This is a genomic window from Geobacillus sp. Manikaran-105, assembly GCF_002809955.1.
GTDB lineage: Bacteria > Bacillota > Bacilli > Bacillales > Anoxybacillaceae > Geobacillus > Geobacillus thermophilus.
This window is the reverse complement of record NZ_PIJG01000049.1, coordinates 1-24,418: the sequence shown is the minus strand read 5'-3', so window position 1 is coordinate 24,418 and position 24,418 is coordinate 1. Positions and strand designations below refer to the sequence as shown.

Sequence of the window (24,418 nt, the reverse complement as noted above, 5' to 3'; positions counted from 1 at the left end):
ATCCTATTTTCAGCAAAATATAGTTAAGGCGATTCATCTCCCACTTACTCCGCTTCGCTTCGTTGAAGTGGGAGTCTTCTCGCCTAATTAAGATAAATCCTTCATGAAAATCGCCAAGAAGGGCGCCGCGGCGATGACGATCCTCCGATGTATATTCTTGAAACTGCTCGAGCGGCATGCCTTGCTGTTCATACTCCAGCAGCTTCTCGACATACGGCGTGCGCATGACGCGGCGGATGCGCCCGACCGAGCGGCCGACGATGACCGTTTCATTTTCTTTCGCCTCGACAAGCCGCCGTTTATACGCGTCATGAAACGGCGCTTCCTTCGTGGCCACCAGCCTTGTGCCAAGCTGCACCCCTTGGGCGCCGAGAGCGAAGGCGGCGAGCAGCCCGCGCCCATCGCCGATGCCGCCCGCGGCGACGACGGGGATGCGGACGGCGCTGGCGACTTGCGGAATGAGCGTCATCGTCGTCAACTCAAGCGGCGAGTTGATGCCTGCCGCCTCATACCCCTCGGCGACGACGAGATCCGCTCCAGCCGCTTCCGCTTTTTGCGCTTGGTTGACCGAGGCGACGACGACAAGCACCTTGATGCCATGTTCCGCAAAACGCGGAATCCACGGCGCCGGATTGCCGGCGGAAAGGGAAACGACCGGCACTTGATGGCGGATGACGAGTTCGGCGATCTCCGCGGCGTGCGGCGTCACTTGAAGCGGAATGTTCACCGCAAACGGACGGTTGGTGCGCCGCTTCGTTTCAACGATCAGCGCCTCCACCTCATCGGGCGTCATCGTTCCGGCTCCGATCGTTCCAAGCCCCCCCCGCTTCCGATACGGCGCTCGCCAACTCGGCGTTGCTGATGTTGCCCATCCCCCCTTGAATGATCGGATAACGAAGGTCGAGCAAACGGCAAATATCATTCATTATGATCACACCTTTTAGAAATATTAAGTCCATGTTTCTAATCCTATGGTTAATTTTGCATTGCTGCTCGAATAAAATCATATACCGGTTTAATCATTTTCGGTCCCCCATTGTAAGTAGTACCATTGATACGAAAGCTCCCTCTATGAACAGCAATGATTTCGTTTGATGAGTTTAGTAAAGAGGAACCGGATTGTCCATTATAAGTATCAATCTGATAAAATGCAAGCTCACCGGTTTCTTTGGAAACGGAGCCAGCCATTCCCCATTGAGATATTTCCTTATACTGTTCGATTTTATCCCCTGGATATCCATAAATTTTTACTGACGTACCTTGAATGTTAGATACTTGTCTTAATGGAAGATATCCGACTACATCACCAATATTTTTTCCTAAATATGTGCTAAGCTTAAGAACTGCAAAGTCTTGAGTTGGGTCTCCTGTTTGAATATAGTTGCTCGTAATATAATAATCTACTATTTGATACACACCGTATGAATATATATTATTATTCATGGCGGGATATACATAACCATTTATCGCGCCGGACTGATTCACAACGTCCATAACACAATGTGCATTTGTAAGAACTTTATCTTTTCCGATAACAGTTCCTGTGCAAGCATACCAACCGTCTCTAAATTCCAATTCAATGTACGCAATTTGTCTGTAAGGGGCGACTGAAGTATTGGAGACTTTTGCACGGCCATCAGCACCAATCACAACCTGAGGAAAATATTGATTTGGAGATTTATCACCGATATATGTTGTTTCAGGGTTTAAATTATATTTGTAAGGCTTACTTTTTTTGAAATCTCCTGAATCCGTGATAAAGACGCGTTCAAAGCTGCCAAGAAAGGGTTCTTCACCTAATAGGTGAACATTCGAAATGGAGTCGAAGTCTCGACACGATTGGGTTTCCCAGCATTTTTGATACACTTCTGTCACGGATTCAGGAAATCTGTATTTATCTCTGCTTTTGGAAGAACTTCACCGGTTCCTTCTGATCCTTCGGTGACCAAAACTCTTGAATTCTTTAACTTTTTCATGTAATCTTCATACTTAATGATTTCACCTTTTGAATTAATCATGTCATAAGCATTATTACTGTTTTTTTGAGCAAGAACGGTTGCCGGGATATTCATTATAGACGACATAATAACTCATATTTCGCAACCTTTGCATAATATACAAAAAATAAATAAAAATAAATTTTTATACAAATATTGTAAAATAACTAATTTTTATTCACTCAAATCAGGCTTATTTTGAATTTTTATTCAGGGTGCGAAATGTGAGTAATAAACCCAATCATTACAAAAATGATAAATACAATTTTTTTCATTAAAGTAAGCCCCCTTATAAAATTCCAAAACTATAGCACCGAGATAATTTATATGTTTCAATTATATTGAACAGGCTCAATTTTCGTAACTTTGATTTTACTAGGATACGACTCTAAAACCTCTGAGTACCACACTCTGACCTTTTGCCCGTTTTTTATTCCTCCCAAAGCACCAGCTCCCGTAATCCATAACTTACTCATATGGTATTTTCTTCTTAATTCCTGTATTGATAATTTATTGGCGTCGTCCTGAATAAAATCTTGATCTTCAACTAAATAGACCTCCCCTTCTTTCATAATAATAAAACCTTCTGAAACAGTTGCTTGATTAGGAGATCGATTCGCGCTATATTCACTAAAGAAGAATAATAATGCTATGGAACACAAAATAATACTCACCAAGATATATCTCCTCATACCATCCCCCCAGCAATTTCGTTTCCCGGTCCATCGTTATGAACAAATTTCCCTTTCAGGACAGAATAACACACTAATGAACATTGATGATCCCAAGTGCATTCACGTCTTTGATACCGAACTAGCCAGCTCGGCGTTGCTGATGTTGTCCATCACCCCCTTGTGATTGGATAACGAAGATCAGAAAACGACAAACATCATTCATTATATTCAACAAACGTGAAAAAAACGTTATACATTAACAATACCATATTTTTATGAAAATGAGAATAATTTGAGTGTAACTTGAACGTTCTCCCACCTACACTAATGTTTCGAAGTGGGGGATTCTTGGTAACATCCGCTCTTCGGTAGGTTGTTCACCAAGCCATCCCCGTGCATCCCACAGTTCGACTTCCCTACAACGACAACAAACGAAGCCCTTCATTCAGGATATTTCGGGCGGCGTTATGGTTCCGGTCATGTTCGGCTCCACCGTTCGGGCACACCCACTTGCAGATGCCAAGCCACTTCATCTCAACCTGCCGATGCCGGTAGCGCGAGCACAATTAGCTGGACGGGAAGATGCTCGCGACACGAGCCACCACCCGCCCGTACCATGTCGTTTTATACTCAAGCATATTGAGAAAACGCCCCCACGCGGAATCGGAAATGGATTTGGCAAACTTGCCGTTTTTTTGCATGCTCCGCACACGCAAATCCTCCACGTACACCACTTGGTTTTCACGGATCGAGCGGGTGGACAACTGATGCAGGAAATCGTTCCGGCAATTGGTGATTTTTTCATGAAGACAGCACATTCGGAGGCAACTTTCCTCTTTCACACTCCTATACCAAACACTCCATAAACGGCAACCGGGATGCCCAGCTGCTGTTGCGCCGTGCATCCCGGTTCATTCCACGGAGGTCTCTTCCTCTTCTTTTTTGTCAAGCTCTGCCCCTTCTTGAAACACCGCTTCAAAGAAACGGCTAGCCGGCGCGGCGAGCTGTTGGTAATAGTCATTGAACAAGGCGGCGGCATGGCTTCCCATCCACTCGTTCGGCAGCAGCTCTTCCGGCAAGCCAGGGTCGATGAACAAAAATTTTCGGTATTCATGGACGAGCTTCGTCCGCTCGACAAAACAGTCCGCATCCGACATTTCGCCGCGCTCGATTTTATGTTTGTCAATCACATATTTTTGACTGTAGACCGCAATAAACTGCTCGTATTTTTGGTTGATCTCATCCAAGTTCCAGCACTTTTCCACAAGCTGCTTGTTCGTATGCGGACCGTCGTATTCGGCCAAAAAGAAGTCGACATACGGGCGGATGTCGTACTTGTCGATCAAGTCGTACACTTGTTGCTCCAAATTGTTCGGGGACATCCAGCAGCTGTTGGACATCGTGCCGAACCCGCTCCAAACAAGCTCCTTTCGCAGTTCGTCGCGCAAATGCCGCTTCTCCTCAGGAATCGTATAGATCAGGATCCGCCATTTCCCGTCCCAATGCTCGGGACGCGTTTTGTAAATGCGCCGCGCCGCCTCTTCCATCCGCTTGACGCCGCGCGCCGTAAGGGAATAGTAGCTTTTATTGCCGCGTTTTTCTGCCTGAATCCATCCTTGCTTGCTCATGCGCGACACCGCCGCCCGCACCGCTTGGTCGTTATGGCCGAATTCGCGAAGGAGGCGGATGAGGCTCCCGATCCAAATTTCACCGCCGTAGCGGCGGATGTAGTCGCCGTAAATGGTAAAAATGAGTGAGCGCGTATTCATCCAATGAAACTCCCTTTATCTTGTTTTCGAACTATAATCGTAACAAACTTTTATCACGCTGGCAAGACGGACGAAAAACAAACGGAATAAAAAAGAGCCGCACCGCTAAAAAGCAGGCGGCTCTCGGCGGCGCGCCAACGGGCGGCCGCAGCCCGATCCGGCGTCATTTCGCCAAACCGCCGCGACAAGGCCGGCCTAGCGAAATACCCTCACCGTTCGTCTGCGTTTTTCACAATGGTGGCGATTCCTTGGCCGACGCCAATGCACATCGTTGCCAAGCCATAGGTGACGCCGCGTTTTCGCATTTCGTAAATCAATGTCGTCAAAATGCGGGCGCCGCTCGCGCCAAGCGGATGGCCAAGGGCAATCGCTCCCCCGTTGACGTTCACTTTCGCCCGATCGAGCTCAAGCTGCCGGATGCATTCCAGCGCTTGCGAGGCAAACGCCTCGTTCAGCTCGACAAGCCCGATGTCGTCAAGCGACAACCCGGCGCGGCGCAACGCTTTGCGCGTCGCAAAAACCGGGCCGATTCCCATGACGGCCGGTTCAACGCCGGCGACCGCTGAAGTGACATAGGCAGCCAGCGGCTTGAGTCCGAGTTCTTTTGCCTTTTCGGCGCTCATTAACAAAAGCGCCGCCCCCCCGTCGTTAATGCCGGACGAGTTGCCGGCTGTCACCGTGCCGTTTTCAAACAACGGCGGTAGCTTCGCCAGCTTCTCCAACGTCGTATCCGGACGCGGATGCTCGTCTTTATCGACGACAACGCGGTTGCCTTTTCGATCGTGGTATACAACCGGCACGAGTTCATCCGCAAACCGATTCGTTTCGATCGCTTGTTTCGCTTTCATTTGGCTTTCGTAGGCAAACTCATCTTGCGCCTCGCGCGTCACGCCGAACCGCTTCGCTACGTTTTCCGCCGTCTGCGGCATGCTGTCGGTGCCGTACATTTCGTGCATTTTCGGATTGATAAAGCGCCAGCCAATCGTCGTATCGTACATCTCGATGTTGCCGCGCGGGAAATCGCTTGCCGGTTTCGGCATGACAAACGGAGCGCGCGTCATGCTTTCCACGCCGCCCGCGATCATGATATCCGCCTCTCCAGCCAAAATCGCCCGCGCCGCATAATTGACCGCATCAAGCCCTGAACCGCACAGCCGGTTGACCGTCACCCCTGCGACTTCAATGGGCAGCCCGGCCAACAGCGCCGCCATGCGGGCGACGTTGCGGTTGTCCTCGCCGGCTTGGTTGGCGTTGCCAAAAACGACATCATCAATTTGTTCGACCGGCAAACCCGGATTTCGCTCGATAAGCGCCCGGATGACAACAGCCGCTAAATCATCCGGCCTGACGTCTTTCAACGCGCCCTTGTAGCGGCCAATCGGTGTGCGCACCGCATCGACAATCACAACTTCTCTGTTCATATTCTCCCCCATCCTTTTTCGACAGATCAGCCGTTTTCCCGATTCGTATAGTCATAGACGCCGCGGCCGGTTTTGCGGCCAAGCCGCCCCGCTTTGACGTATTGCTCCAAAAGCGGCGCCGGGCGGTATTTTTCTCCGAGTTTTTCGTGCAAATATTTTAAGTTGTTCAATCTCGTATCGAGCCCAACTAAATCCGCGAGCTCAAACGGACCCATCGGGAAATTGAGGCCGAGCTTGATCGCCTTGTCGATCTCTTCGGGCGTCCCGACCCCTTCTTGCAGCATATAAAACGCTTCATTGCCGACAAGGGCGCTGATCCGGCTCGTGACGAATCCCGGAAATTCATTGACGACAACGGTTTCTTTCCCCATCCGCGCGGCGACTTCCTTCGCCATTTGCGCCGTTTCGTCGCTCGTCTCCAACCCGCGGATGATTTCCACAAGCTTCATTTTATGAACCGGGTTGAAAAAATGCATGGCGATCACCCGCTCCGGCCGTTTGGTGAACGAACCGATTTCGGTCGGGCTCATGGTGGACGTATTCGTCGCAAAATAGCACCACGCCGGCGCATGAGCGTCAATCGTCTCGAACACTTGCTTTTTCCATTCAAGTTTTTCCGGCACGGCCTCGATCACCAAATCGGCATCGCGCACAGCGGCCGCCAAATCAAGTGAATACGACAGGCGCGCCTCGGCTTCTTGCCGCTCGCTGTCGGTCAATTTCCCTCGAGCGACCGCCTGTTCAAAAATCGAAGCAATCTCCTTCTGGGCGCTCTCCAATTGTTCTTGCTTAATGTCCACTAAGGTCGTCTGGAACCCGCCGACAGCGCCGACATAAGCAATGCCTCTCCCCATCACGCCGCTGCCGACGACAACAAGGCGTTCGATCATCGTCTTCCCCCTCCCGTGTGTTGATGTACGGTGGCTGATGCATCGAGCTAGCGTTCTCTCTCACCAAGCGGCGGACGCCGTCAAATGAATGGGCACCCCATCACGCGCGACGGGGTGCTCAGCAAACGGACAGGCGCGTCTCTCCACGCTTGCCCTAACCGGCTCTTGCCTTCAAGGGCGGCAAACTGAACGTTGCGTCCAAGGACGCGACCCGCTCTCGTATGTTGGCAAACGCAAAACGGAGAAAATCTTAGACGCCAAACGGATTAAGCGGACGCGGCCCGTAATACGACAGCACGCTTTTCGTTTCTGTGTACAAATCAAGCGCCTCGACAGACAGCTCGCGCCCGAATCCGGACTGTTTGTAGCCGCCAAACGGCGTGCCTGGGAAGGCGGAGAATGGGCTGTTGACCATGACAATGCCGGAACGCAGCTGCTTCGCTACGCGAACGGCGCGGCCATAATCTTTCGTCCAAACGGCGGCGGCCAGCCCATAGTCGCTATCGTTCGCCAATTCAACGGCTTCGGCTTCATCGCGGAATTTCATCACGACGACAACCGGTCCGAAAATTTCTTCACGAACCGCTTTCATTTGATGGTTCACGTTCGTCAAAATCGTCGGTTCATACCAGTAACCGTTTTCAAATCCCTCGACTACCGCTTCTTTCCCTCCGGCAACGATCGTCGCTCCATCCGCGACCGCCGATTGCACGTATTCGTCAATCACTTCCAGCTGCCCGCGGCTGATGATCGCCCCGACATGCGTGCCGGCATCAAACGGGTTGCCGAGTTTCAGCTGCTTCGTTTTGGCCACGAACGCTTCCATAAAGGCGTCATAAATGCTTTCATGCACATACAAGCGAGAGCGTGCCTCGCACGATTGTCCGCTGTTGTAGAAAATGCCGAACAATGAGCCGGCGACAGCGGCTTCTAAATCAGCGTCCGCAAATACAAGGCTCGGCGATTTGCCGCCCAGCTCGAGCGTCACCCGTTTTAATGTTTTCGACGCCTTCTCCATAATTTCCTTCCCGACCGGCGTCGATCTGGTAAACGCGACTTTGTCGACGAGCGGATGCTCCACCAAATAGTCCCCGACTTCCGCCCCGGCGCCGGTCACCACATTGACGACCCCTTCCGGCACCCCGGCCTCGTGGCAAATTTCCGCCAGCACCAGGCAGGTGAGCGGCGTCAGCGACGCCGGTTTGACGACAACCGAACATCCTGCGGCAAGAGCAGGCGCGATTTTCCAAGCCGCCATCATGAGCGGGTAGTTCCACGGAATGATTTGGGCGCACACGCCAACCGGCTCTTTTTCCGTATAGTTGTGAAACGCCCCTGGCATCGGGTTGACCGCCCCGCGGTGGCCAATGATCGCTCCGGCAAAAAACTCAAAGTCTTCAATGGCTTGCATTACTTGTCCTTGAGCTGCTGACAGTGCTTTTCCGGTATTCAAAATTTCCAATTCCACCAATTCATTGAAACGTTCGCGCATGATGGATGCAATTTGGTACAAGATGCGGGCGCGTTTTTGCACTGGGAAATGGCGCCATTTCCCATGATCAAACGCCCGCCGCGCCGCCTGCACCGCCCGTTCGGCGTCCTCGCGCGTCCCTTTGGCGACGCGGGCGACCGGTTCGCCAGTGGCCGGATTGATCACTTCAAACGTCTCTCCCGAAGCGCTTTCCACCCGCTCCCCGTTCACAATCAAATGATAGAAATCGCGTTTGGTCGGCATCGGTTCCATTTTCTTTTGTTTCACAGTCGCCATCGTTTCATCCCCCTTGCTTAGTTTCCTCGGAATAATGGTTTTCGTTTTTCAAAGAACGCCTTGACGCCTTCGCGGTGATCTGCCGTCATGCCGGCAATGCGTTGGCATTCCGCTTCCCGTTCCAAGTAGCGGTCAAACGTCGTTTCTTCGCCTTCGCGAAGCAGCCGTTTGATGAGTCCAATCGCCTTCGTTGGCATGGCAGCGAGCCGCTCGGCAAACTGCTTGACTCCCTCCTCCCACTCGGAGAGAGGAATGACCTTGGTCGCCAGCCCGAGCGAGGCGGCCTGTTCAGCGGAGATTTTATCCCCGAGCACCGCCAGCTCAAGCGCCTTCGCCCGTCCGACGAGGCGCGGCAAATAGTACAGATGGCCCGCATCCGGCACAAGACCGACGTGAATAAACGCAGGAGCGAAACTCGCTTTTTCCGAAAGAAGCCGGAAGAGCGCTGCTTTTTCCTCCTCACTCATTCGCCGGATATAGTCCCGCTTCACGACCCAAAGGTCCGCGACCGGCTCGCGGCGCATAAAGTTTTCCTGCGCCATCACGAGCGCGATCTCCTCATTAGGGGCAAGCAGACTGAATTGATGCTGCATCGGCGCATCCGGCGCTTTGCGGCTGAACACTTCAAACACTTGATAAAATCCTTGTTCTTTCCCCGCCATGGCCATCCCTCCTCATCCGGCCGTCCGTACGGCGCTGAGCGCCTCCCGCACCCACGCGTTCTGCTTATACGCCGTCCGCCGAAGCTCAAGCCGCTCCTGCGACTTCGGTCCGTTGTTGCGGATGATTTCTTTAAACCGCTCCCAATCCGGCTGCCGGTAAATCCATTGGCCCTTCTCTTTGTCAAAATGCATGGTCTCATCAGGAATCTTCAGTCCGAGCGCCCAAATGCGCGACACATATTTCGTAAAGAAGTCTTGGCGCAGTTGTTCATTCGTTTTCGTGCGGATGCGGTATTTGATCGTGATGTCTTGCTTCGAAGTTCCCGTCGTATCGGCCGTCGGCGGACCGAAAAACATAAGCAGCGCCTCCCACCAACGGTTGAGCGCCTCTTGCAGCATCTCTTTCTGCTCCTTCGTCCCTTCGGCGAGCGCCAAAATGATCGACTCGCCGTGCTGGGCGTGAAACACTTCCTCGGCGCAAATGCGCTTCAGCGCCCGCGCATACGGTCCGTATGAGGCATCCAATCACATGCCTTCATATCAAAAATAAATGAAAGAGGCGGAAAAACCGCCTCTTTTGATCCTGATCGTCTAATGGCGTCCCTCGCGCGCTTGGAAGGGGACAACGCTCTTACAGAAATCCGCTAAATCTTCATAATCCCCCCCGTGCTCGCCGATGTGACGTGTTTCGAGTAGCGGGCGAGATACCCGGTTTTCACTTTTGGTTCAAAGCCTTTCCAGTTCGCTTTCCGGCGTTCGAGCTCTTCATCGGACAGCTTGACGTTGATCGTTCGTTTCACCGTATCGATCTCGATGATATCGCCGTCTTGGATGAAAGCGATCGGTCCGCCTTCCGCCGCTTCCGGTGAAACGTGGCCGACGGACAAGCCGCGCGAGGCGCCGGAGAAGCGGCCGTCGGTGACAAGCGCTACCTTCGTACCGAGCCCCATGCCGACGATTTGCGACGTTGGCGCAAGCATTTCCGGCATCCCTGGGCCGCCTTTTGGCCCTTCGTAGCGGATGACGACAACATGTCCCGGCTTGATTTTCCCGCTGGCAATGCCCTCGAGCGCTTCCTCTTGGGAGTCGAAGACGATCGCGGGCCCTTCATGGCGCGTGATGCCGCCTTGCACCGCCCCGGTTTTAATGACGGCGCCGTCCGGCGCCAGGTTGCCAAACAAAATGGCGAGCCCTCCCGTTTCCGAATACGGGTTGTCAATCGGCCGGATGACGTCATAGTTTTTCACTTCGCAGCCGGCGATGTTTTCCCCGAGCGTTTTGCCCGTGACGGTGAGCGTATCTAAATGAAGCGTGCCTTCTTTTTTCGCCAGCTCGTTCAACACGGCCGAAACGCCGCCCGCTTCATGCAAGTCTTCGATGTAATGGATGTCCGACGCCGGGGCGAGTTTGGCCAAATGCGGCACGCGCGCCGCCACTTCGTTGATGCGCTCAAGCGAGTACTCGATGCCGGCTTCGTTGGCGATCGCAAGCGTATGCAGCACCGTATTCGTCGAGCCGCCGAGCGCCATATCGAGCGCGAACGCGTTGTCGATCGCTTTTTCCGTTACGATGTCGCGCGGTTTGATGTCATGTTCGATCAAATACATCAGCTGCTTTGCCGATTGGCGGACCAGCTCTTTGCGCGCCGGGTCGACCGCCAAAATCGTGCCGTTGCCCGGCAGTGCAAGCCCGAGCGCTTCAGCGAGACAGTTCATCGAGTTGGCCGTAAACATGCCCGAGCACGATCCGCACGTCGGACAGCCGTACCGTTCGAGTTCTTCAAGCCCTTTCTCATCGAGCGTTCCCCCTAAATACGCCCCGACGCCTTCAAATACAGATGACAGTGAAATTTTCCGCCCATCCTTCGTCACGCCGGCTTTCATCGGTCCCCCGCTGACGAAAATCGTCGGAATGTTAAGACGCATCGCCGCCATCATCATTCCCGGCGTAATTTTGTCGCAGTTCGGAATGCACACCATGCCGTCAAACCAATGCGCCGAGATAACCGTTTCGATCGAATCGGCGATGATTTCCCGGCTCGGCAGCGAATAGCGCATCCCGATATGGCCCATCGCAATACCGTCGTCAACGCCGATCGTGTTCATTTCAAACGGCACGCCGCCCGCTTCGCGAATCGCTTCTTTCACGATTCTCCCAAACTCTTGCAAGTGAACGTGCCCCGGAATAATGTCGATGTATGAATTCACCACCGCAATAAACGGTTTATCAAAGTCTTCTTCTTTTACGCCCGCCGCTCGCAATAGGCTTCGGTGCGGAGCACGGTCAAATCCTTTTTTGATCATGTCGCTGCGCCGTTTTTTCATCATCGGTCCCTCCATCATGCGGTTTGATTGATTGCTAGTATTGTACCACTTTTTCTAATAGAAAGACAATTACCTTTATTATGAATGCGTTTTCAAAATCTGCTTCGAAAAAACAAGTCAGAAAAATCAGCCTTTCCTCTTGACAACCGGAGCATTTGGCGTCATAATTTCTTACAAATTGCACTCCTTGACAAGAAAACAACAGGAACGGCACGGGATTAGTAAACCGAGGGAACGCGCCAGAGAGTGGAACCCACAGGCTGGAAGGTTCCTCGCGGGAAGCCGGTTGAACCTGCCCTAGACGGCTGCTTATGCAAACATAAGCCGCACGCCTGCGTTACAGGCCAGAGGTGGGCGCTTTGTGCGCCAAAAAAGGTGGTACCGCGGAACGCTTTTCCGTCCTTTTGCAAAAAAGGAGGAAAAGCGTTTTTTATTGGCCGGCCGCTTCGCAGAGCGGCTAGGCGATCCAACTCATGCCATTCAACACGCAAAGGAGGGAGGAACGCGATGAAACGGCAGCGCGTGGTGGTCAAAATCGGCAGCAGCTCGCTCACCGATCCGAAAGGCGGCCTTTGCCATGACAAGCTGTTCGATCACGTTGAGGCGATCGCTTATCTCAAACAGCTCGGCCATGACGTCATTCTCATCACGTCCGGCGCTGTCGCCGCTGGTTTCGGACCTTTAGGCTACCCGGCGCGCCCGACGACAATCGCTGGGAAACAGGCAGCCGCAGCCGTCGGGCAAAGTTTGCTCATGCAGGCGTACAGCTCGGCGTTCGCCCAATTCGGCTTTACGGCCGCTCAGCTGTTGTTGACGCGCAGCGACTTTTACAGCCGCGAGCGGTTCCGCAACTTGTTTGCCACAATCACCACACTGCTTGAGAACGGCGCCGTGCCGATCATTAATGAAAACGACTCCGTTTCCATTGAAGAATTGACATTTGGCGACAATGACATGCTTTCGGCGCTTGTCGCCGGCTTTTTGCACGCTGATGCGCTCATTTTGCTTACGGACATTAACGGGTTGTATGACGCCAATCCGAAAACGAATCCGCAGGCGAAAAAATACGCCTTTTTGCCGGAAATCACCGATGAGATGATCGAAGCCGCCGGCGGCATCGGTTCAGCCGTCGGCACCGGCGGGATGCGCTCGAAGCTTCTCGCGGCTCGAAAAGCACTTTCGTTTGGCGTCAGCGTGTTCATCGGCACGGGAAGCGGCCGAGAAAAACTGGCTGATATTTTAGCTGGAAAAGGAGACGGCACGTACATCGGCGTTCCGTTTCCGAAACAAATGCAAATGCGCAAACAATGGATTGCCTATCATGCTCCTGTCGCCGGCATGATCACGGTCGACAGCGGGGCTGAAGAAGCGTTGCTTATGCGTGGGAAAAGTTTGCTCCCTGCTGGCGTAACAGCGGTTTCCGGCGACTTCCATGCGATGGATGTCGTGGATGTCGTCAATGAAAAAGGGATCACGATCGGACGCGGCCAAGTGTATTACGCCGCCGCCGATTTGAAAAAAGTGAAAGGGCGGCCGAGCGAAGAGGCCCGGCAATACTCTTACCTTCACCGCCCGGAAGTCATCCACCGCGACAATTGGGTCACGTTGCGAAAGGAGAGTGTATCGAAATGAGCGAACTGCTCGAAAAAGCCGAACGGTTGAAAACCGCCTCACAAACGCTCGCCATGCTGTCAGCGGAGGAAAAAAATGAGGCGTTGGAACAGATCGCCCAAACCCTTGACCGCGAACGCGCCTTCATTTTGCAAGAAAACGAGAAAGATATGGCCCAAGGCCGCGAACAAGGGCTGTCGCCGGCTTTGCTTGACCGGCTCCAACTCACCAATGAACGCCTGGACCAAATCATCGACGGCGTCCGCCAAGTCGCCTCGCTGCCTGACCCGGTCGGAGAAATCATCGCAGAGTGGACGCGGCCGAACGGGCTCCGCATCCAAACGGTGCGCGTGCCGCTTGGGGTCATTGGCATGGTGTACGAAGCGCGCCCGAACGTGACGGTCGATGCGGCGAGCCTTTGCTTGAAAACGGGCAACGCGGTTTTGCTTCGCGGCAGCACATCAGCGCTTCATTCGAACAAAGCGCTCGTTCGCGTCATGAAAGAGGCGCTCCGCACGACGACCGTTCCGGAAACGGCGATTGAACTGCTCGAAGACACGAGCCGGGAAACGGCGCAGCGTATGTTCCGTCTCAACAGCTACTTGGATGTGCTCATCCCGCGCGGCGGAGCCGGGCTCATCCGCTCGGTCGTCGAAAACGCCACCGTGCCGGTGCTTGAGACCGGCGTCGGCAACTGTCATATTTTCATCGACGAATCAGCCGAGCGGCAAATGGCCATCGAGATCGTCCTAAACGCCAAACTGCAGCGCCCATCGGTCTGCAATGCCGTCGAAACGGTGCTCATCCATGAGCGTTGGCCATATGCCGCCGACTTGCTTGAGACGCTTCACGCCCGCGGCGTCGAATTGCGCGGCGACCAACGTCTTGCCTCCGCCTATCCGTTTATCAGCGAGGCAACAGAAGATGACTGGTATACGGAATATTTGGCGCCGATTTTAGCGGTCAAACTGGTCGCCGATGTCGACGAGGCGATTGGCCACATCCGCCGCTACGGGACGAAGCACTCGGAAGCGATCATCACGGAAAACGAGGTGAACGTCCGCCGCTTTTTCCAGGCGGTTGATGCGGCGGTCTTGTACCATAACGCCTCCACCCGCTTCACGGACGGGGAGCAGTTCGGCTACGGAGCGGAAATCGGCATCAGCACGCAAAAGCTGCACGCCCGCGGTCCGATGGGGCTTGTCGCCATCACGACGACAAAATCGCTCGTGTACGGGACGGGGCAAATTCGGGAGTCATAACGATGGCTGCAACGAAGACGGCTTCCTTTTTCACTAAGTTTCTAAAGCATAAAACGATCCGGACCCAACCCATGGCTTCCGGATCGTTTTCTTATTTTTCCATTTCCACAAATACCCAATAACGGCTGCCGATAAAGTTCACCGCCATCCCGGCGATTGTCGCCGCCAGTTTCGCCAGCCAGAGCGGCGCGAGCCGTTCCGCGGCCAGCAAAACGGCAAGCGATGCACCGAACGACAGCCCGTTGACGACAAGAAAGCGCAAAACTTCCTTTATATTGGCTTTCCGTTTGACTTGAAACGTCCAACGCCGATTCCAAATGTAGCTGTTCGCCATCCCGGCGCCGTAGGCAACGGCTTGGGCAACCGCCGCCTTAGCGCCTGCAGCAGTCAACAAAAAAAAGACGGCGAAGTCCACCGCGGTATTGCTCACCCCAACGAGGCCAAACCGCCATACGGCTTGTTTTTCTTTACGGAATATACGAAGGCTTTCGTTCATGTTTCGTTCCGACTCCCCACGTTTCGTTGACAATATAGAGCGGACGCTCTTTCACTTCATCGTAAATCCGGCCGATATATTCGCCAATCGCGCCGAGCATGAGCAGTGTCACCCCGTTGCCAAGCAGCATGACCATCAACAATGACGCCCAGCCAGCGATCGTTGAATGAGCAAACCATTTAAGATAAAGGACAACGAACATCCCCACCACACTGGCCGCAGACAACAAAAATCCAAGCCAATTGGCCAGCTTCAGCGGCTTGTATGAAAACGAGGTGATGCCATCAAGCGAAAACCGAATCATCTTTTTGAGCGGGTATTTCGTCTCACCGGCGAAACGCGGCTCCCGTTCGTATTCAACCGCCGTCTGCCGGAAGCCGACCCAGCTTACCAGCCCCCGAACAAACCGGCTCCGCTCTCTCATATAGCGTAACTGATCGCACACTTTCCGGTCAATAGCAGGAAAACACGAAGCTTGCCCAGCGCGCCGCTATCCGCCCCGCCCACGGCTTGACGATCACGTACATCATCCACGTCGAGGCAACCCCCGCCAACGCTTCCGGAAGAAGCACGCTAAAATCGCTCACTCCGAACACTTTCACGCTCAACGCCTGCAGCCAAAGCGCCGCCGGCGGCTTATCAACGGTAATGAATCCCTCCGGATCAAGCGCGGCGAAGAAAAACGCCTTCCAACTTGCGGCCATGCTTTTCGCCGCCGCCGTATAATACACATTGGAACCGCTGTTTCCAATTTGATAGAAGTGCAAAAAAGCTGACCAAGCCATGATCGCAGCAATCCATCCATCCCATTTCCATTGTATTTTCTTCATCGACTCTCCCTTTCCGTCATGTTCTTCGTCTCCTGCCGTTACGTTACCCCGTGTTGGTGAAAGTTTGGTGAAAAAATCGAGCGAATGGACAAGGTTTTCATTTCGCTGACCGCAGACGTGTGCTATGATAAAAGGCGAAAGGAGGTGAATCGTGTGGAAGGAGCCACCATCGTGCAACAAATTTTAAAGGCGCTCGACTTGCATTCCGGAAAAATCCAACAGCAAATGAAAGAAATGGAAGATCGGCTGCGCACCGAAATCCAAGATACAGAAAGCCGACTGCGTGCTGAAATTCAAGACACGGAAAACCGACTGCGCGCGGAGATCCAAGATACGGAAAACCGACTGCGCGCGGAGATCCAAGATACGGAAAACCGACTGCGCGCCGAGATTCAGGATACAGAAAATCGGCTGTATGCCAAAATTCGAGAGACGGAAGACCGGTTGCACCAAAAACTTTTGGATTTGGAAAAGCGCACGGATGCTCGATTTGAGCGCTTGGAAACGAAAATGAACTATTGGCGCCTTGAATGGTCGGAAACGCAGGAAACGGTTGACTTCCTCGCCCGCAAAACCCTCCAACATGAACGAAAACTCCGTTCCCGGGCTGGACAAAACGAAATCTCTTAAAAAACGAAAAAGAAACAAGCCAACCGGCCGCCAGCATGTTTTTTGCTTGACGGCCGGTTGGGCTTTTGTCTCGTGCTTGCCGGCTTCTTTTTTGGACAGACAACCGCCTTGACCGATCATCGTCGTGTCGAACAGCAGCCAATGTTGCGGGGCGTTCTTCTTATTCGTTTCCTTGCTGCTTGGCGATGTCCGCGCCGGAAAACGCCGCTTTCATCGCTTCATACGACGGCTTCAGCCGCTCGTGGTAGCGCGGCGTCTCCCATGTCGGCCACGTGTACGTGTAAAACCGCTGAACCGGCAGCACATTCCCTTCCATCGCCGGGAACGAAAATGAGCGCTCCCCGTTGGCGACGTACACGCCGAGGCGGATGCCGGGGATGATCTCTCGGCTTTTTAGACCTTCTTTTGACCAGATATCGCCCATCACCTCGCGCCGGCTTGGATCGGTGACATTCAACAGCGCCCACGGCAGGCGAATTTCATACATATCACCGCGGCGGCTCACGCTGAGATCGGCAAGCGAGTCATAGGCCGCATCGGCCGGGTTGGCGGTGCCGAAGCGAAGCACCCCGGTTTCATACGAGTCAAACGGCACGGCCTTGCCATCTGCTTCTTCGAGCTTTTTATTCAGCGTCAACCGGATCGGGTGGTATACTCCGTTATCTTTGCGATGGGCGTACGGCGCCGCCGGCATCATGTGCAGCTGATAGCCGTAATGATAAGAAAACGTGTCATAGTAGCTGTCGACAAGCAGCCGGGCGCGCTGTTTTCCATGAATGACTAAAGCAAAGTCAATCCCCGACGTACGCATGCCGGAAAGGCCCGGGAGGCGCGATTGCCCTTGGCCTGGAATCGTATCAAACGCAATGTACGTCGTTGTTTCATCGGTGATGCGCGCACCGTCAAGCCGCACGTACAAATACCCTTCATCGCTTGTGACGTACAGCGCTCGCTTGCCCTCTGTCCAAACCGGACGGATTCCATTGAACGTCCAATCGTCTTTCCGCCCGTCGACCTTGATCATCGCGGCCGCGCTTGAACGTGGCTCAAACCGAAGCAGCCCAAAATGTTGTTCGTTCGTCTGCGCATTCAGCCAAAACGGCCGACGATCCGGGTTGTCATAATCCATCGTGTTCCACGTCCGCTTGAACCATTCATCCTGCCAGGAAAACAACAGCCCTCCCGCCATCCGCTCATGGACGATGTCCTCAAACAGCTCCCGGTCGATCGTTCCTTGCTCCTGTTCCGACAAAAACCCCTGATTTTTCCCGTGCACATTTCGATGCGCCATGCCGCGCGACGAAGGAACACCGAACTCGGCGACGAGAATCGGCATCCGGTGAGCGGCCTTCATCTCATGCAAGTAGCCGGCATAGCTGTTATGCTCGCCGCGCGAGTCAATATAGCGGATATATGTTTCTTCTCTGTTCAAAAAATCCGGATAATACGGATAAATATGATACGAAGCGAACCATCCGGCGCGCAGCTTGTCGGTGGCGTACATGACATTCGGATTGACGGAAACAAGATCTTCTTTGACAAACGGCTCGGCCGGATGACGAAGGAAATCGGTCGTCACCCAGTTGGTGAAACTCACGGGCCGCTGCCACCCATACGTTTCCGTCTCATAGCCGACCGCTTCGTCGACCGCACGCGCGAGCCACGCTTCAAACGGGCTTGCTCCCTTCGTATACACATATGTCCCGCGGTAATCCCCTGATCCGCGATGGGCTTTGTTCGTGGCGGCAACAACGTCCGGATCCCATTCGACGCCGAAAATCCACCCGAGGACATAAGGGGAAAGGTCATATCGGTACACTCCCCCGGCGTGGCCCGGCCGCTTTGGAATGTTGGCGTTGCCGTGGATGATGTCGATCGTGCGGCGAATCTCGGCACGAAACGCCCCGTCCACCGCGGGGGACCAAACATCTTTGATCCGAAGCATCATCGCTTCATCGATCCAAACGCCGTGAAACAAATAGAGCGGCTGCTTGGCGGTTTGATTGTATTCATAGAGCGCTTCGTAAAACGCCGGCGGATGGATCGTATAGACGCGGACGGCGTTCGCCCCCATCGCCCCGATATACTGAAGCCAGCGGAAGTATTCTTCCTTCGTGATGCTCGCCTCGCCCGGAAACGCGCCGGGTTTGCTGATGCCGAGGTTGACGCCTTTAATAAGCAGCGGCTCCCACCGTCCATTGCGATATACTTGAAGATAGTCGCGCCCGACCGTCCCCGCCAAGCGGATGCCGTCCTGCTCCGCCGTTTCTGTAGCGGCAGGCCGCTTCTTCTCCTCCTGATACGTTTTGATTTCTTGCAAAATGGCTTTCATCATCGGCACGTACACTTTCCAATAAAACGCCGTCTCATCATCCGGGCGGCTGCTCGCCGTCCACTTGCGCCATCGATCGAATCCAACCGTTTGGTAAATCGATGGCACACTGCCTTGATCGGCGTAATCGCCGCAAAAGTAGTACGACTGGTACGTGCGCGTCTCATAGCGGACAACGGCCGGAAACGAAACCGGAACCCCGATGGCGCGCAGCTTCTCGTTCCCGCGTTTGGAAAGCGACAACGTATAGGTCGCCAACACATCGTCCGGATCAAGCGGCTGGACGATGTCAAACCAGTACGAATAAGGAACGCGCTCGTGTTGGCCCCACCGCGCTTTCCCCGCTTTCGTATACGAAAACACGACGCCATCGCCGCCAAGATCGCGCCGGTCCAAAACCATCAACCGATCGCGTTCATCCACAAGCACAATTCCCGGACCGCGGAACGCAAACGGCGTTCCATATTGTTGTTCGTAGTTCTCCCTGACCCACGCCGGCACTTCCCGGCTGGATAAATCGGGGAAATAGCGCCCGATCCACCCCGTCCAATGCAAGCCGAACAGCGATTCAAACGACGCGCGCACCTCCTGCGCTGTCGGGTGGGCCATCGAGTTGAATTCGGCGATCAACGTGTTTCCCCCTTCCCGGGCGAACCGCCAAAGCGCCTTCACCGTCTCGCCGTCCAGCCCGCCGTGCACTTTCGCCGACCGCGCCCCGTCCGTCCGCTGGCGAACAAATTCTTCTTCATAGACGCCGTACGTGTCGGCGACATACACGGCATCATAGCGATCCATCGTGTTCGGAAACGGGCGCACTTCGTATGCCCCGCCGCCCTTTGGCACAAATCCGACATAATCGCGCGCCGCATCATACGCCTCACCATTCCGGTGCACGTACTTTTGCGCCCGGAGCAGCCAAACAAGCCCTTGGTGCTCGCGGTACGACCGATCCGGCACCGTGTCATCGACAATGAGCAGCTCAAGCTCCGTTTCCGGCTTCAACCACCAAAGCCAATACGGCGCCGACAGAAGCAGCACCGCCAAGACAATATATACATAAAACCAGCGGAACGCCCTTTCCTCCATCTTCCCACTCTCCCTCACACCTGGTATCTTCCTTATAACAAAAGGAGCGCTTGTCCGGCAAGAACAAACAGGCATTTCTGCCCAAAAAAGAAAAGAAACGCAGGGTCGTTCGTCTTCCCTCCGCTCCCTGAACGCGACCCAACGTCCGATCCCCGGACACGAAACAGGCCTCTCTGATGGCTTCCGAAAACATGAGTCCGTCCATCACTCACATCCACACCCTTGCCGATCAAGAACGCGAGACTGAACGCAAGGTGAGGACAAGCGGATCCGGCTCCCCAGCGCCGAACCGCTTTGACCGCGCCCGCAAAACCTGCTATTGGAAAAACCGCGATAACGGCGCTGCATTCCTCGTTCCATCACCAGCTTTCGATGCGGCCATCCAACCGGGGCACGAAGTCGGCCTGCATCATTACCGTCAGATTACCGCTCCGCCACCGGCTCTCGCCGCGGCCATCCAACACGAAAAGGCAAGCTCCCGACAAGAGCCTGCCTTTTCGCCATGACCATCTATCGATTTGGTTCATATACATCCCACGTCCATTTGATCGACTCGACAATTTGCTCGGCCGCCTGTTCGGCTTCAAGCTCATTCAACACCACGCGGGAATGATGGAGGGCGTAAGCCGACTGCCGCTGGAAAAACAGCTGCTCCACCTCTTCCAACGTTTTGTTTTTCAGCACCGGGCGGCTGTCGACAATGAGCGGCAGCCGTTCCTCTTTCCAATAATCCCATGACAAGTCAAGGAAAAAGACGATGCCATGAGCGAGGCATGCGCGCCGCACCTCCTCCTGCAAATACGCGCCGCCGCCAAGCGAAAGGATTTTCAACCTTGTATTTGTGCATAAATCGACGATGAGTTCCCGTTCCACCTTTCGAAAATACGCTTCTCCTTTTTGCGCGAAAAGCTCCGGAATCGACATCCCTTGCCGCCGCTCGATTTCCGCGTCGACATCGATAAAATCGCGGTACAGCTTTTTCGCCACCAGCTGCCCGATCGTTGTTTTCCCCGCTCCCATAAAGCCGATCAATATGATGTTCCGCTCGCGGAGCGGGATGGTGGTTTGCCTCTCCACGTTCCCTCACTCCCTTTTCAATCGCTCTTTCTAGATGACTGCCGGATGACGAGCTCTGGATGCAAAATCGTCCGTTTCGGCTCGCTGTCATCCCCTTTCATGCGTTCATGCAACCGCCGCGCCGCGCACGCACCGATCTTTTCTGGGAACGCGGCCACCGTCGTTAACGGTGGTTGAAACAACGCTGACTCTTGAAATGTTGTCAAATCCCACGACCGCGATATCGCGTCCCGGAACGATTCCTTCCTCTTTTAAGCCGAGCATCGCCCCGAAGGCGACAACATCGTTATAACAAAAGAGCGCTGTCGGCGGGTTCGGTTGTTGCAAAACTCGTTTCGCCGCCATCCGTCCGCCCTGCCTTGTTGTCGCCGACGGCACAAGCAGCGCGTCATCCACCTCGATGCCTGCGGCACGCAACGCCTTGCCGTATCCCCTTTGGCGCGCCTTCCATACGGACGACTGCGGAGAACCGCCAATAAAGGCAATGCGGCGATGACCCTGATCGAGCAAATGCTCAGTCGCCATCCGCCCGCCGGCCACATTATCGATTCCGATATAATCAAACTGTCCAGCCGGAAGTTCATCACGAGCAAACAACACGACTGGAATATCCCATTGCCGCAGCCGCTCAACCATCTCGGTCGAACACCCCGGAACCGGGCTCATGATGACGCCGCCAACCCGATGCTCAAGCATCGTCGATAGTAATGCATCTTGTTTTTCCGGCCGGTCAAACGTCGTGCCTAAAATGACGGTATATCCTTCCTGATCAAGCGCCTCGTGGACGCCGACAAGCAGTTCGGAAAAAAACGGGTTGTCAAGTTCCGTAATAATCAACCCGACGGTGGAAGAGCGCTGCGAGCGCAAATTGGCGGCTACACGGTCATACACGTAGCCTAATTCTTTCATCGATCGAAGCACTTTTTCCCGTGTTTCTTTCGAAATATTCGAACTCCCACGAACAACAAGCGAGGCTGTCGCCCGCGACACGCCGGCATGCTTGGCCACTTGTTCGAGCGTCACACGGGAGCGCTTTTTATCCGACACGGTTCGAATCACCTGCTTTACCGTTGCTTTAACCTACTAAAAGTATAAACGGTTGCTGCAAACAGTGTCAACGCACAGCGCCGGCTGGGCAGGAAAAAGGCGCCTCATCGTTCGTTATCCAAACAACGCAAAAAAAAAAAGCCCGGCGATCTCCAAACGAGAAGCCGAGAGTCAACTGCCCGCCGCATGAACTACCCGCCACCTACGCTTTGCTGAGAGGCGGGGGCTTCAAGCGACTTGTGCATGTTCGCTGAACGGCAAGCCACACAAAAACCCTTTATGCTTCCCCGCGTTCCGAAGGTGTCCGTTCTAACCATCTATTTATCATATTGGTTGGCTATCGTCCCCCCCGAAATTCATCTCCCACTTTCACTTTGTTTCGAAGTGGGAGACTTCTTTCGGAACGTTAAATAATCTCTTTTTCTCTTAACTTCTGAATGTCCTCCTCGGACAGGCCAAGCATTGTCTGCAAAATCTCTTCCGTATGCTCCCCTAAATCGGGCGCAATACGGCGCACCGCGCCCGGCGTTTTTTCAAATTTCGGCACGATGCCGGGCACTTTAATTTTGCCAAGGCGCGGATGGGCGACTTCAATGATGTTTTCCCGTGCTTGATAGTGCGGATGCTCAAAAATGTCTTTAATGCTTAAACGGCCCGACATGGCGCAAGGTGTCCCCTTTCCCCGGCAACTCCACTTTAATGACATCGGCGCCAAAATCGCCGAGCAATACCGCACCGAACGGCGCCGCGATCATCGTTGAAACATCGAGCACTTTGACACCCTCCAACGGCAAACGACCCATGATGCTCTCCTCCTCCAAAGTCCAATTATTGGCTGTATTTCATGATGACCGACAATACATCTCTGACTTCTTCAATGGGAATTTGCCCCGGAGCTGAGCTTTGTTGGCCAACGGCAAACGTGACGGCCGAACCGAACAATCCCCCGACCAAACGAGTGATGGCGCCCAATCCTCCCATCGACATCGTAATGAGTGGGATCTCCAACCCCTGCCGCGCCTCCTCGGTCGCTTGCAACAAGGCAAGAACGTCTTGTCGCGATGTTGGCATGACCGCCACTTTGGCGATATCGGCACCATGTTGCTCAGCTTGGCGCATTTTGGCGACAAGTTCTTCCTTAGATGGCGTACAATCAAAATTATGATAGGACAAAACGAGACGCACTCCATAGCAGCGGGTCAGCTGACGGACAGCGGGGACATAGGGCTCATGGGCAAGCTCGTAATCAAGCAAATCGATCGCGCCGCTTTGGCACACTGTTTCAAACAACCGCAGCTTTTCCTCTTCTGTCAAGGAAATCGGTCGGCCGCCCTCCAGTTCGGAACGAACCGTAAACAAAATCGGGATGTCTCCGGCGATCGCCCGCATCTCTCTCGCCGTTGCCGCCACTTGCTGTTCGTCATGAATCGCCTGGAAAAAGTCCGCACGCCATTCAATCAGATGCGGCTTTTTCGCGCTGATTTGCCTTGTTTCCTCTAACACTTGCCCCGCATCCGCTCCAACGACCGGGGCGCAAATGCACGGCTCGTCTCCCCCAATCAAGACATTGCGCACACGGACGGCGCGTTTTGAAATCGCCATATGCTCTTCCCCCTTATGGTCGATAACCTAGTTTTTCTGAAATCGCTTGCGCTCCTTCTTTCACGATCGTTTCGAACTTCTCGAGCACGTCCGGCGTAAACCGATGCGTCGGCCCGGAGATGGACAAGCAGGCGCTAACTTCCCCACGGATATTGAAAATCGGCGCCGCAACGGCCGCAGAGCCGACTTCCCGTTCATCGATGCTAGACGCAACGCCGCGCTCCCGAATCACCTCAAGCTCCGCCGCTAGACGAGCCAAGCGTTCCTTTGTCGGCATTTGCGCGAAAATTCGCTCTTGAAAGGCGGGCGATTGGTATGCCAACAATACTTTTCCTCCCGCGCCCGCCCAAAGCGGCAGCCGCTCGCCGATTCTCACCATATGGCGCAGCGCCTGAAGCCCCTCGCACTGTTCGACGCAAACGCGGGCATCTTGTTCGAGCACGTATAAGTTCACCGTCTCCCGCGTCTCGTCGCGCAGCCGCTCCATCACAGGCCGCGCGATTTCCCGCACTTTAATCGATTTGCCGGCAATATATCCTAAATAGTACAATCCTTGTCCAAGACGGTACTTTAACGTCTCCGGATCTTTGACGACCAAGCGGTTTTGCTCCAGCGTAGCGAGCAGGCGCGTTGTCGTTGATTTGGCCAGCGAACAGGCGTGTTGATTATCCAATAAAATCCAAAGGGTATAGAAAAAAGAGCACCTTTCCTGTAGAATGTGGGTAGCGACACAAACAAACCCAGGAGGTGCTCTCTATGAACAAGCATACCACACTCCCGAATTTGATGCAAAAACTTGTTTCGGATGAAGAGATTCAACGGATTGCCGAAGCGGTTGGGGATCGTGATTCGTCTCGAACCTTTACGTTGCGCGAGTTGATTCACTTCTTCCTGCTGGCCGCCATGCATCAATGGAAAAGCTTTCGCCACGGAGCCGATG

General features: G+C 54.0%; 21 protein-coding genes and 7 pseudogenes. 5 read left to right on the top strand and 23 right to left on the bottom strand.

The window, feature by feature from the left end; all coding sequences use genetic code 11:
- Positions 1 to 91 precede the first annotated feature (91 nt).
- The 13 genes and pseudogenes from CV945_RS13555 to ilvD all read right to left on the bottom strand — a co-directional run.
- Positions 92 to 926: pseudogene (locus CV945_RS13555) on the bottom strand (NAD(P)H-dependent flavin oxidoreductase); the annotation flags it as partial.
- A gap of 49 nt (positions 927 to 975) precedes the next feature.
- A complete protein-coding gene (locus tag CV945_RS13550) occupies positions 976 to 1,875 on the bottom strand; it encodes a trypsin-like serine peptidase (RefSeq protein ID WP_232722173.1) in 900 nt (299 codons plus the stop codon).
- Positions 1,872 to 2,072, bottom strand: a complete 201-nt coding sequence (locus CV945_RS13545) for a hypothetical protein (RefSeq protein ID WP_232722170.1) — start codon at positions 2,070 to 2,072, stop codon at positions 1,872 to 1,874. The genes CV945_RS13550 and CV945_RS13545 overlap by 4 nt, the downstream gene beginning before the upstream one ends.
- 257 nt (positions 2,073 to 2,329) lie before the next feature.
- The gene (locus tag CV945_RS13540) at positions 2,330 to 2,689 is read right to left on the bottom strand and encodes a DUF3221 domain-containing protein (protein WP_033008036.1); all 360 of its coding nucleotides are present in this window, start codon (positions 2,687 to 2,689) and stop codon (positions 2,330 to 2,332) included.
- A 398-nt stretch (positions 2,690 to 3,087) separates the two neighbouring features.
- Positions 3,088 to 3,237: a transposase gene (locus tag CV945_RS17600; protein ID WP_227412597.1), complete on the bottom strand. Its 150-nt coding sequence runs from the start codon at positions 3,235 to 3,237 to the stop codon at positions 3,088 to 3,090.
- Positions 3,238 to 3,489, bottom strand: coding sequence for an IS200/IS605 family accessory protein TnpB-related protein (locus CV945_RS17595; protein ID WP_080729534.1), 252 nt, complete (start codon positions 3,487 to 3,489; stop codon positions 3,238 to 3,240). It abuts the gene before it with no gap.
- Between the two features lie 93 nt (positions 3,490 to 3,582).
- Positions 3,583 to 4,440, bottom strand: a complete 858-nt coding sequence (paaX, locus tag CV945_RS13530) for a phenylacetic acid degradation operon negative regulatory protein PaaX (RefSeq protein WP_033008035.1) — start codon at positions 4,438 to 4,440, stop codon at positions 3,583 to 3,585.
- Positions 4,441 to 4,649: 209 nt separating this feature from the next.
- On the bottom strand, positions 4,650 to 5,861 hold the full coding sequence (locus CV945_RS13525; protein WP_100659962.1) for a thiolase family protein: 1,212 nt from the start codon (positions 5,859 to 5,861) through the stop codon (positions 4,650 to 4,652).
- A gap of 26 nt (positions 5,862 to 5,887) precedes the next feature.
- The gene (locus CV945_RS13520) at positions 5,888 to 6,751 is read right to left on the bottom strand and encodes a 3-hydroxyacyl-CoA dehydrogenase (protein WP_100659961.1); all 864 of its coding nucleotides are present in this window, start codon (positions 6,749 to 6,751) and stop codon (positions 5,888 to 5,890) included.
- A 250-nt stretch (positions 6,752 to 7,001) separates the two neighbouring features.
- Positions 7,002 to 8,519, bottom strand: coding sequence for an aldehyde dehydrogenase family protein (locus CV945_RS13515; RefSeq protein ID WP_100659960.1), 1,518 nt, complete (start codon positions 8,517 to 8,519; stop codon positions 7,002 to 7,004).
- 17 nt (positions 8,520 to 8,536) lie between these two features.
- The gene (locus CV945_RS13510; protein ID WP_100659959.1) at positions 8,537 to 9,181 is read right to left on the bottom strand and encodes an enoyl-CoA hydratase-related protein; all 645 of its coding nucleotides are present in this window, start codon (positions 9,179 to 9,181) and stop codon (positions 8,537 to 8,539) included.
- A 12-nt stretch (positions 9,182 to 9,193) separates the two neighbouring features.
- Positions 9,194 to 9,706 (bottom strand): annotated as a pseudogene (locus CV945_RS13505) (Phenylacetic acid catabolic protein); the annotation flags it as partial.
- Between the two features lie 119 nt (positions 9,707 to 9,825).
- Positions 9,826 to 11,505, bottom strand: coding sequence for a dihydroxy-acid dehydratase (gene ilvD, locus CV945_RS13500; protein WP_033006220.1), 1,680 nt, complete (start codon positions 11,503 to 11,505; stop codon positions 9,826 to 9,828).
- Positions 11,506 to 12,012: 507 nt separating this feature from the next.
- Between ilvD and proB the strand changes: the two genes are divergently transcribed.
- Positions 12,013 to 13,137, top strand: coding sequence for a glutamate 5-kinase (gene proB, locus CV945_RS13495; RefSeq protein ID WP_011231534.1), 1,125 nt, complete (start codon positions 12,013 to 12,015; stop codon positions 13,135 to 13,137).
- Positions 13,134 to 14,378 carry a glutamate-5-semialdehyde dehydrogenase gene (locus CV945_RS13490; protein ID WP_100659958.1) on the top strand — a complete coding sequence of 415 codons (1,245 nt, stop codon included), beginning with the start codon at positions 13,134 to 13,136 and terminating at the stop codon, positions 14,376 to 14,378. Before proB ends, CV945_RS13490 begins: the two co-directional genes overlap by 4 nt.
- Positions 14,379 to 14,469: 91 nt before the next feature.
- Here the strand turns inward: CV945_RS13490 and CV945_RS13485 are convergent, their stop codons facing one another.
- The 3 genes and pseudogenes from CV945_RS13485 to CV945_RS13475 form a co-directional block, all read right to left on the bottom strand.
- Positions 14,470 to 14,874 carry a GtrA family protein gene (locus CV945_RS13485; RefSeq protein ID WP_047818501.1) on the bottom strand — a complete coding sequence of 135 codons (405 nt, stop codon included), beginning with the start codon at positions 14,872 to 14,874 and terminating at the stop codon, positions 14,470 to 14,472.
- A pseudogene (locus CV945_RS13480) lies at positions 14,846 to 15,340 on the bottom strand (glycosyltransferase); the annotation flags it as partial. The pseudogene CV945_RS13480 and the gene CV945_RS13485, both read right to left, overlap by 29 nt.
- Positions 15,333 to 15,704: pseudogene (locus CV945_RS13475) on the bottom strand (ArnT family glycosyltransferase); the annotation flags it as partial. The pseudogenes CV945_RS13480 and CV945_RS13475, both read right to left, overlap by 8 nt.
- A 153-nt stretch (positions 15,705 to 15,857) precedes the next feature.
- Between CV945_RS13475 and CV945_RS13470 the strand changes: the two are divergent.
- A complete protein-coding gene (locus CV945_RS13470; protein WP_033008023.1) occupies positions 15,858 to 16,334 on the top strand; it encodes a hypothetical protein in 477 nt (158 codons plus the stop codon).
- Positions 16,335 to 16,494: 160 nt separating this feature from the next.
- Here the strand turns inward: CV945_RS13470 and CV945_RS13465 are convergent, their stop codons facing one another.
- On the bottom strand, positions 16,495 to 19,752 hold the full coding sequence (locus CV945_RS13465) for a hypothetical protein (protein WP_100659956.1): 3,258 nt from the start codon (positions 19,750 to 19,752) through the stop codon (positions 16,495 to 16,497).
- Between the two features lie 176 nt (positions 19,753 to 19,928).
- On the opposite strand from CV945_RS13465, the gene CV945_RS17115 reads away from it, so the two are divergent.
- Complete coding sequence (locus tag CV945_RS17115; RefSeq protein WP_100664309.1) at positions 19,929 to 20,258, top strand: hypothetical protein; 330 nt, start codon at positions 19,929 to 19,931, stop codon at positions 20,256 to 20,258.
- 4 nt (positions 20,259 to 20,262) lie between these two features.
- Here CV945_RS17115 and CV945_RS13460 read toward each other — a convergent pair whose 3' ends face one another.
- From CV945_RS13460 to CV945_RS13435, 6 genes and pseudogenes are all read right to left on the bottom strand, one after another.
- Positions 20,263 to 20,829 carry a shikimate kinase gene (locus CV945_RS13460; protein WP_020278602.1) on the bottom strand — a complete coding sequence of 189 codons (567 nt, stop codon included), beginning with the start codon at positions 20,827 to 20,829 and terminating at the stop codon, positions 20,263 to 20,265.
- 17 nt (positions 20,830 to 20,846) lie between these two features.
- Positions 20,847 to 21,876 (bottom strand): annotated as a pseudogene (locus tag CV945_RS13455) (LacI family DNA-binding transcriptional regulator).
- A 406-nt stretch (positions 21,877 to 22,282) separates the two neighbouring features.
- Positions 22,283 to 22,525: pseudogene (locus CV945_RS13450) on the bottom strand (CoA transferase); the annotation flags it as partial.
- Entirely contained in the window at positions 22,515 to 22,631 is a 117-nt protein-coding gene (locus tag CV945_RS13445; RefSeq protein WP_232722178.1) for a CoA transferase, read from the bottom strand. The gene CV945_RS13445 and the pseudogene CV945_RS13450, both read right to left, overlap by 11 nt.
- A 73-nt stretch (positions 22,632 to 22,704) precedes the next feature.
- Positions 22,705 to 23,478, bottom strand: coding sequence for a type I 3-dehydroquinate dehydratase (gene aroD / locus CV945_RS13440; protein ID WP_023633532.1), 774 nt, complete (start codon positions 23,476 to 23,478; stop codon positions 22,705 to 22,707).
- 13 nt (positions 23,479 to 23,491) lie between these two features.
- Complete coding sequence (locus tag CV945_RS13435; RefSeq protein WP_232722163.1) at positions 23,492 to 24,151, bottom strand: IclR family transcriptional regulator; 660 nt, start codon at positions 24,149 to 24,151, stop codon at positions 23,492 to 23,494.
- A gap of 83 nt (positions 24,152 to 24,234) precedes the next feature.
- Here CV945_RS13435 and CV945_RS13430 point away from each other — a divergent pair.
- Positions 24,235 to 24,418 (top strand): annotated as a pseudogene (locus CV945_RS13430) (IS4 family transposase); the annotation flags it as partial.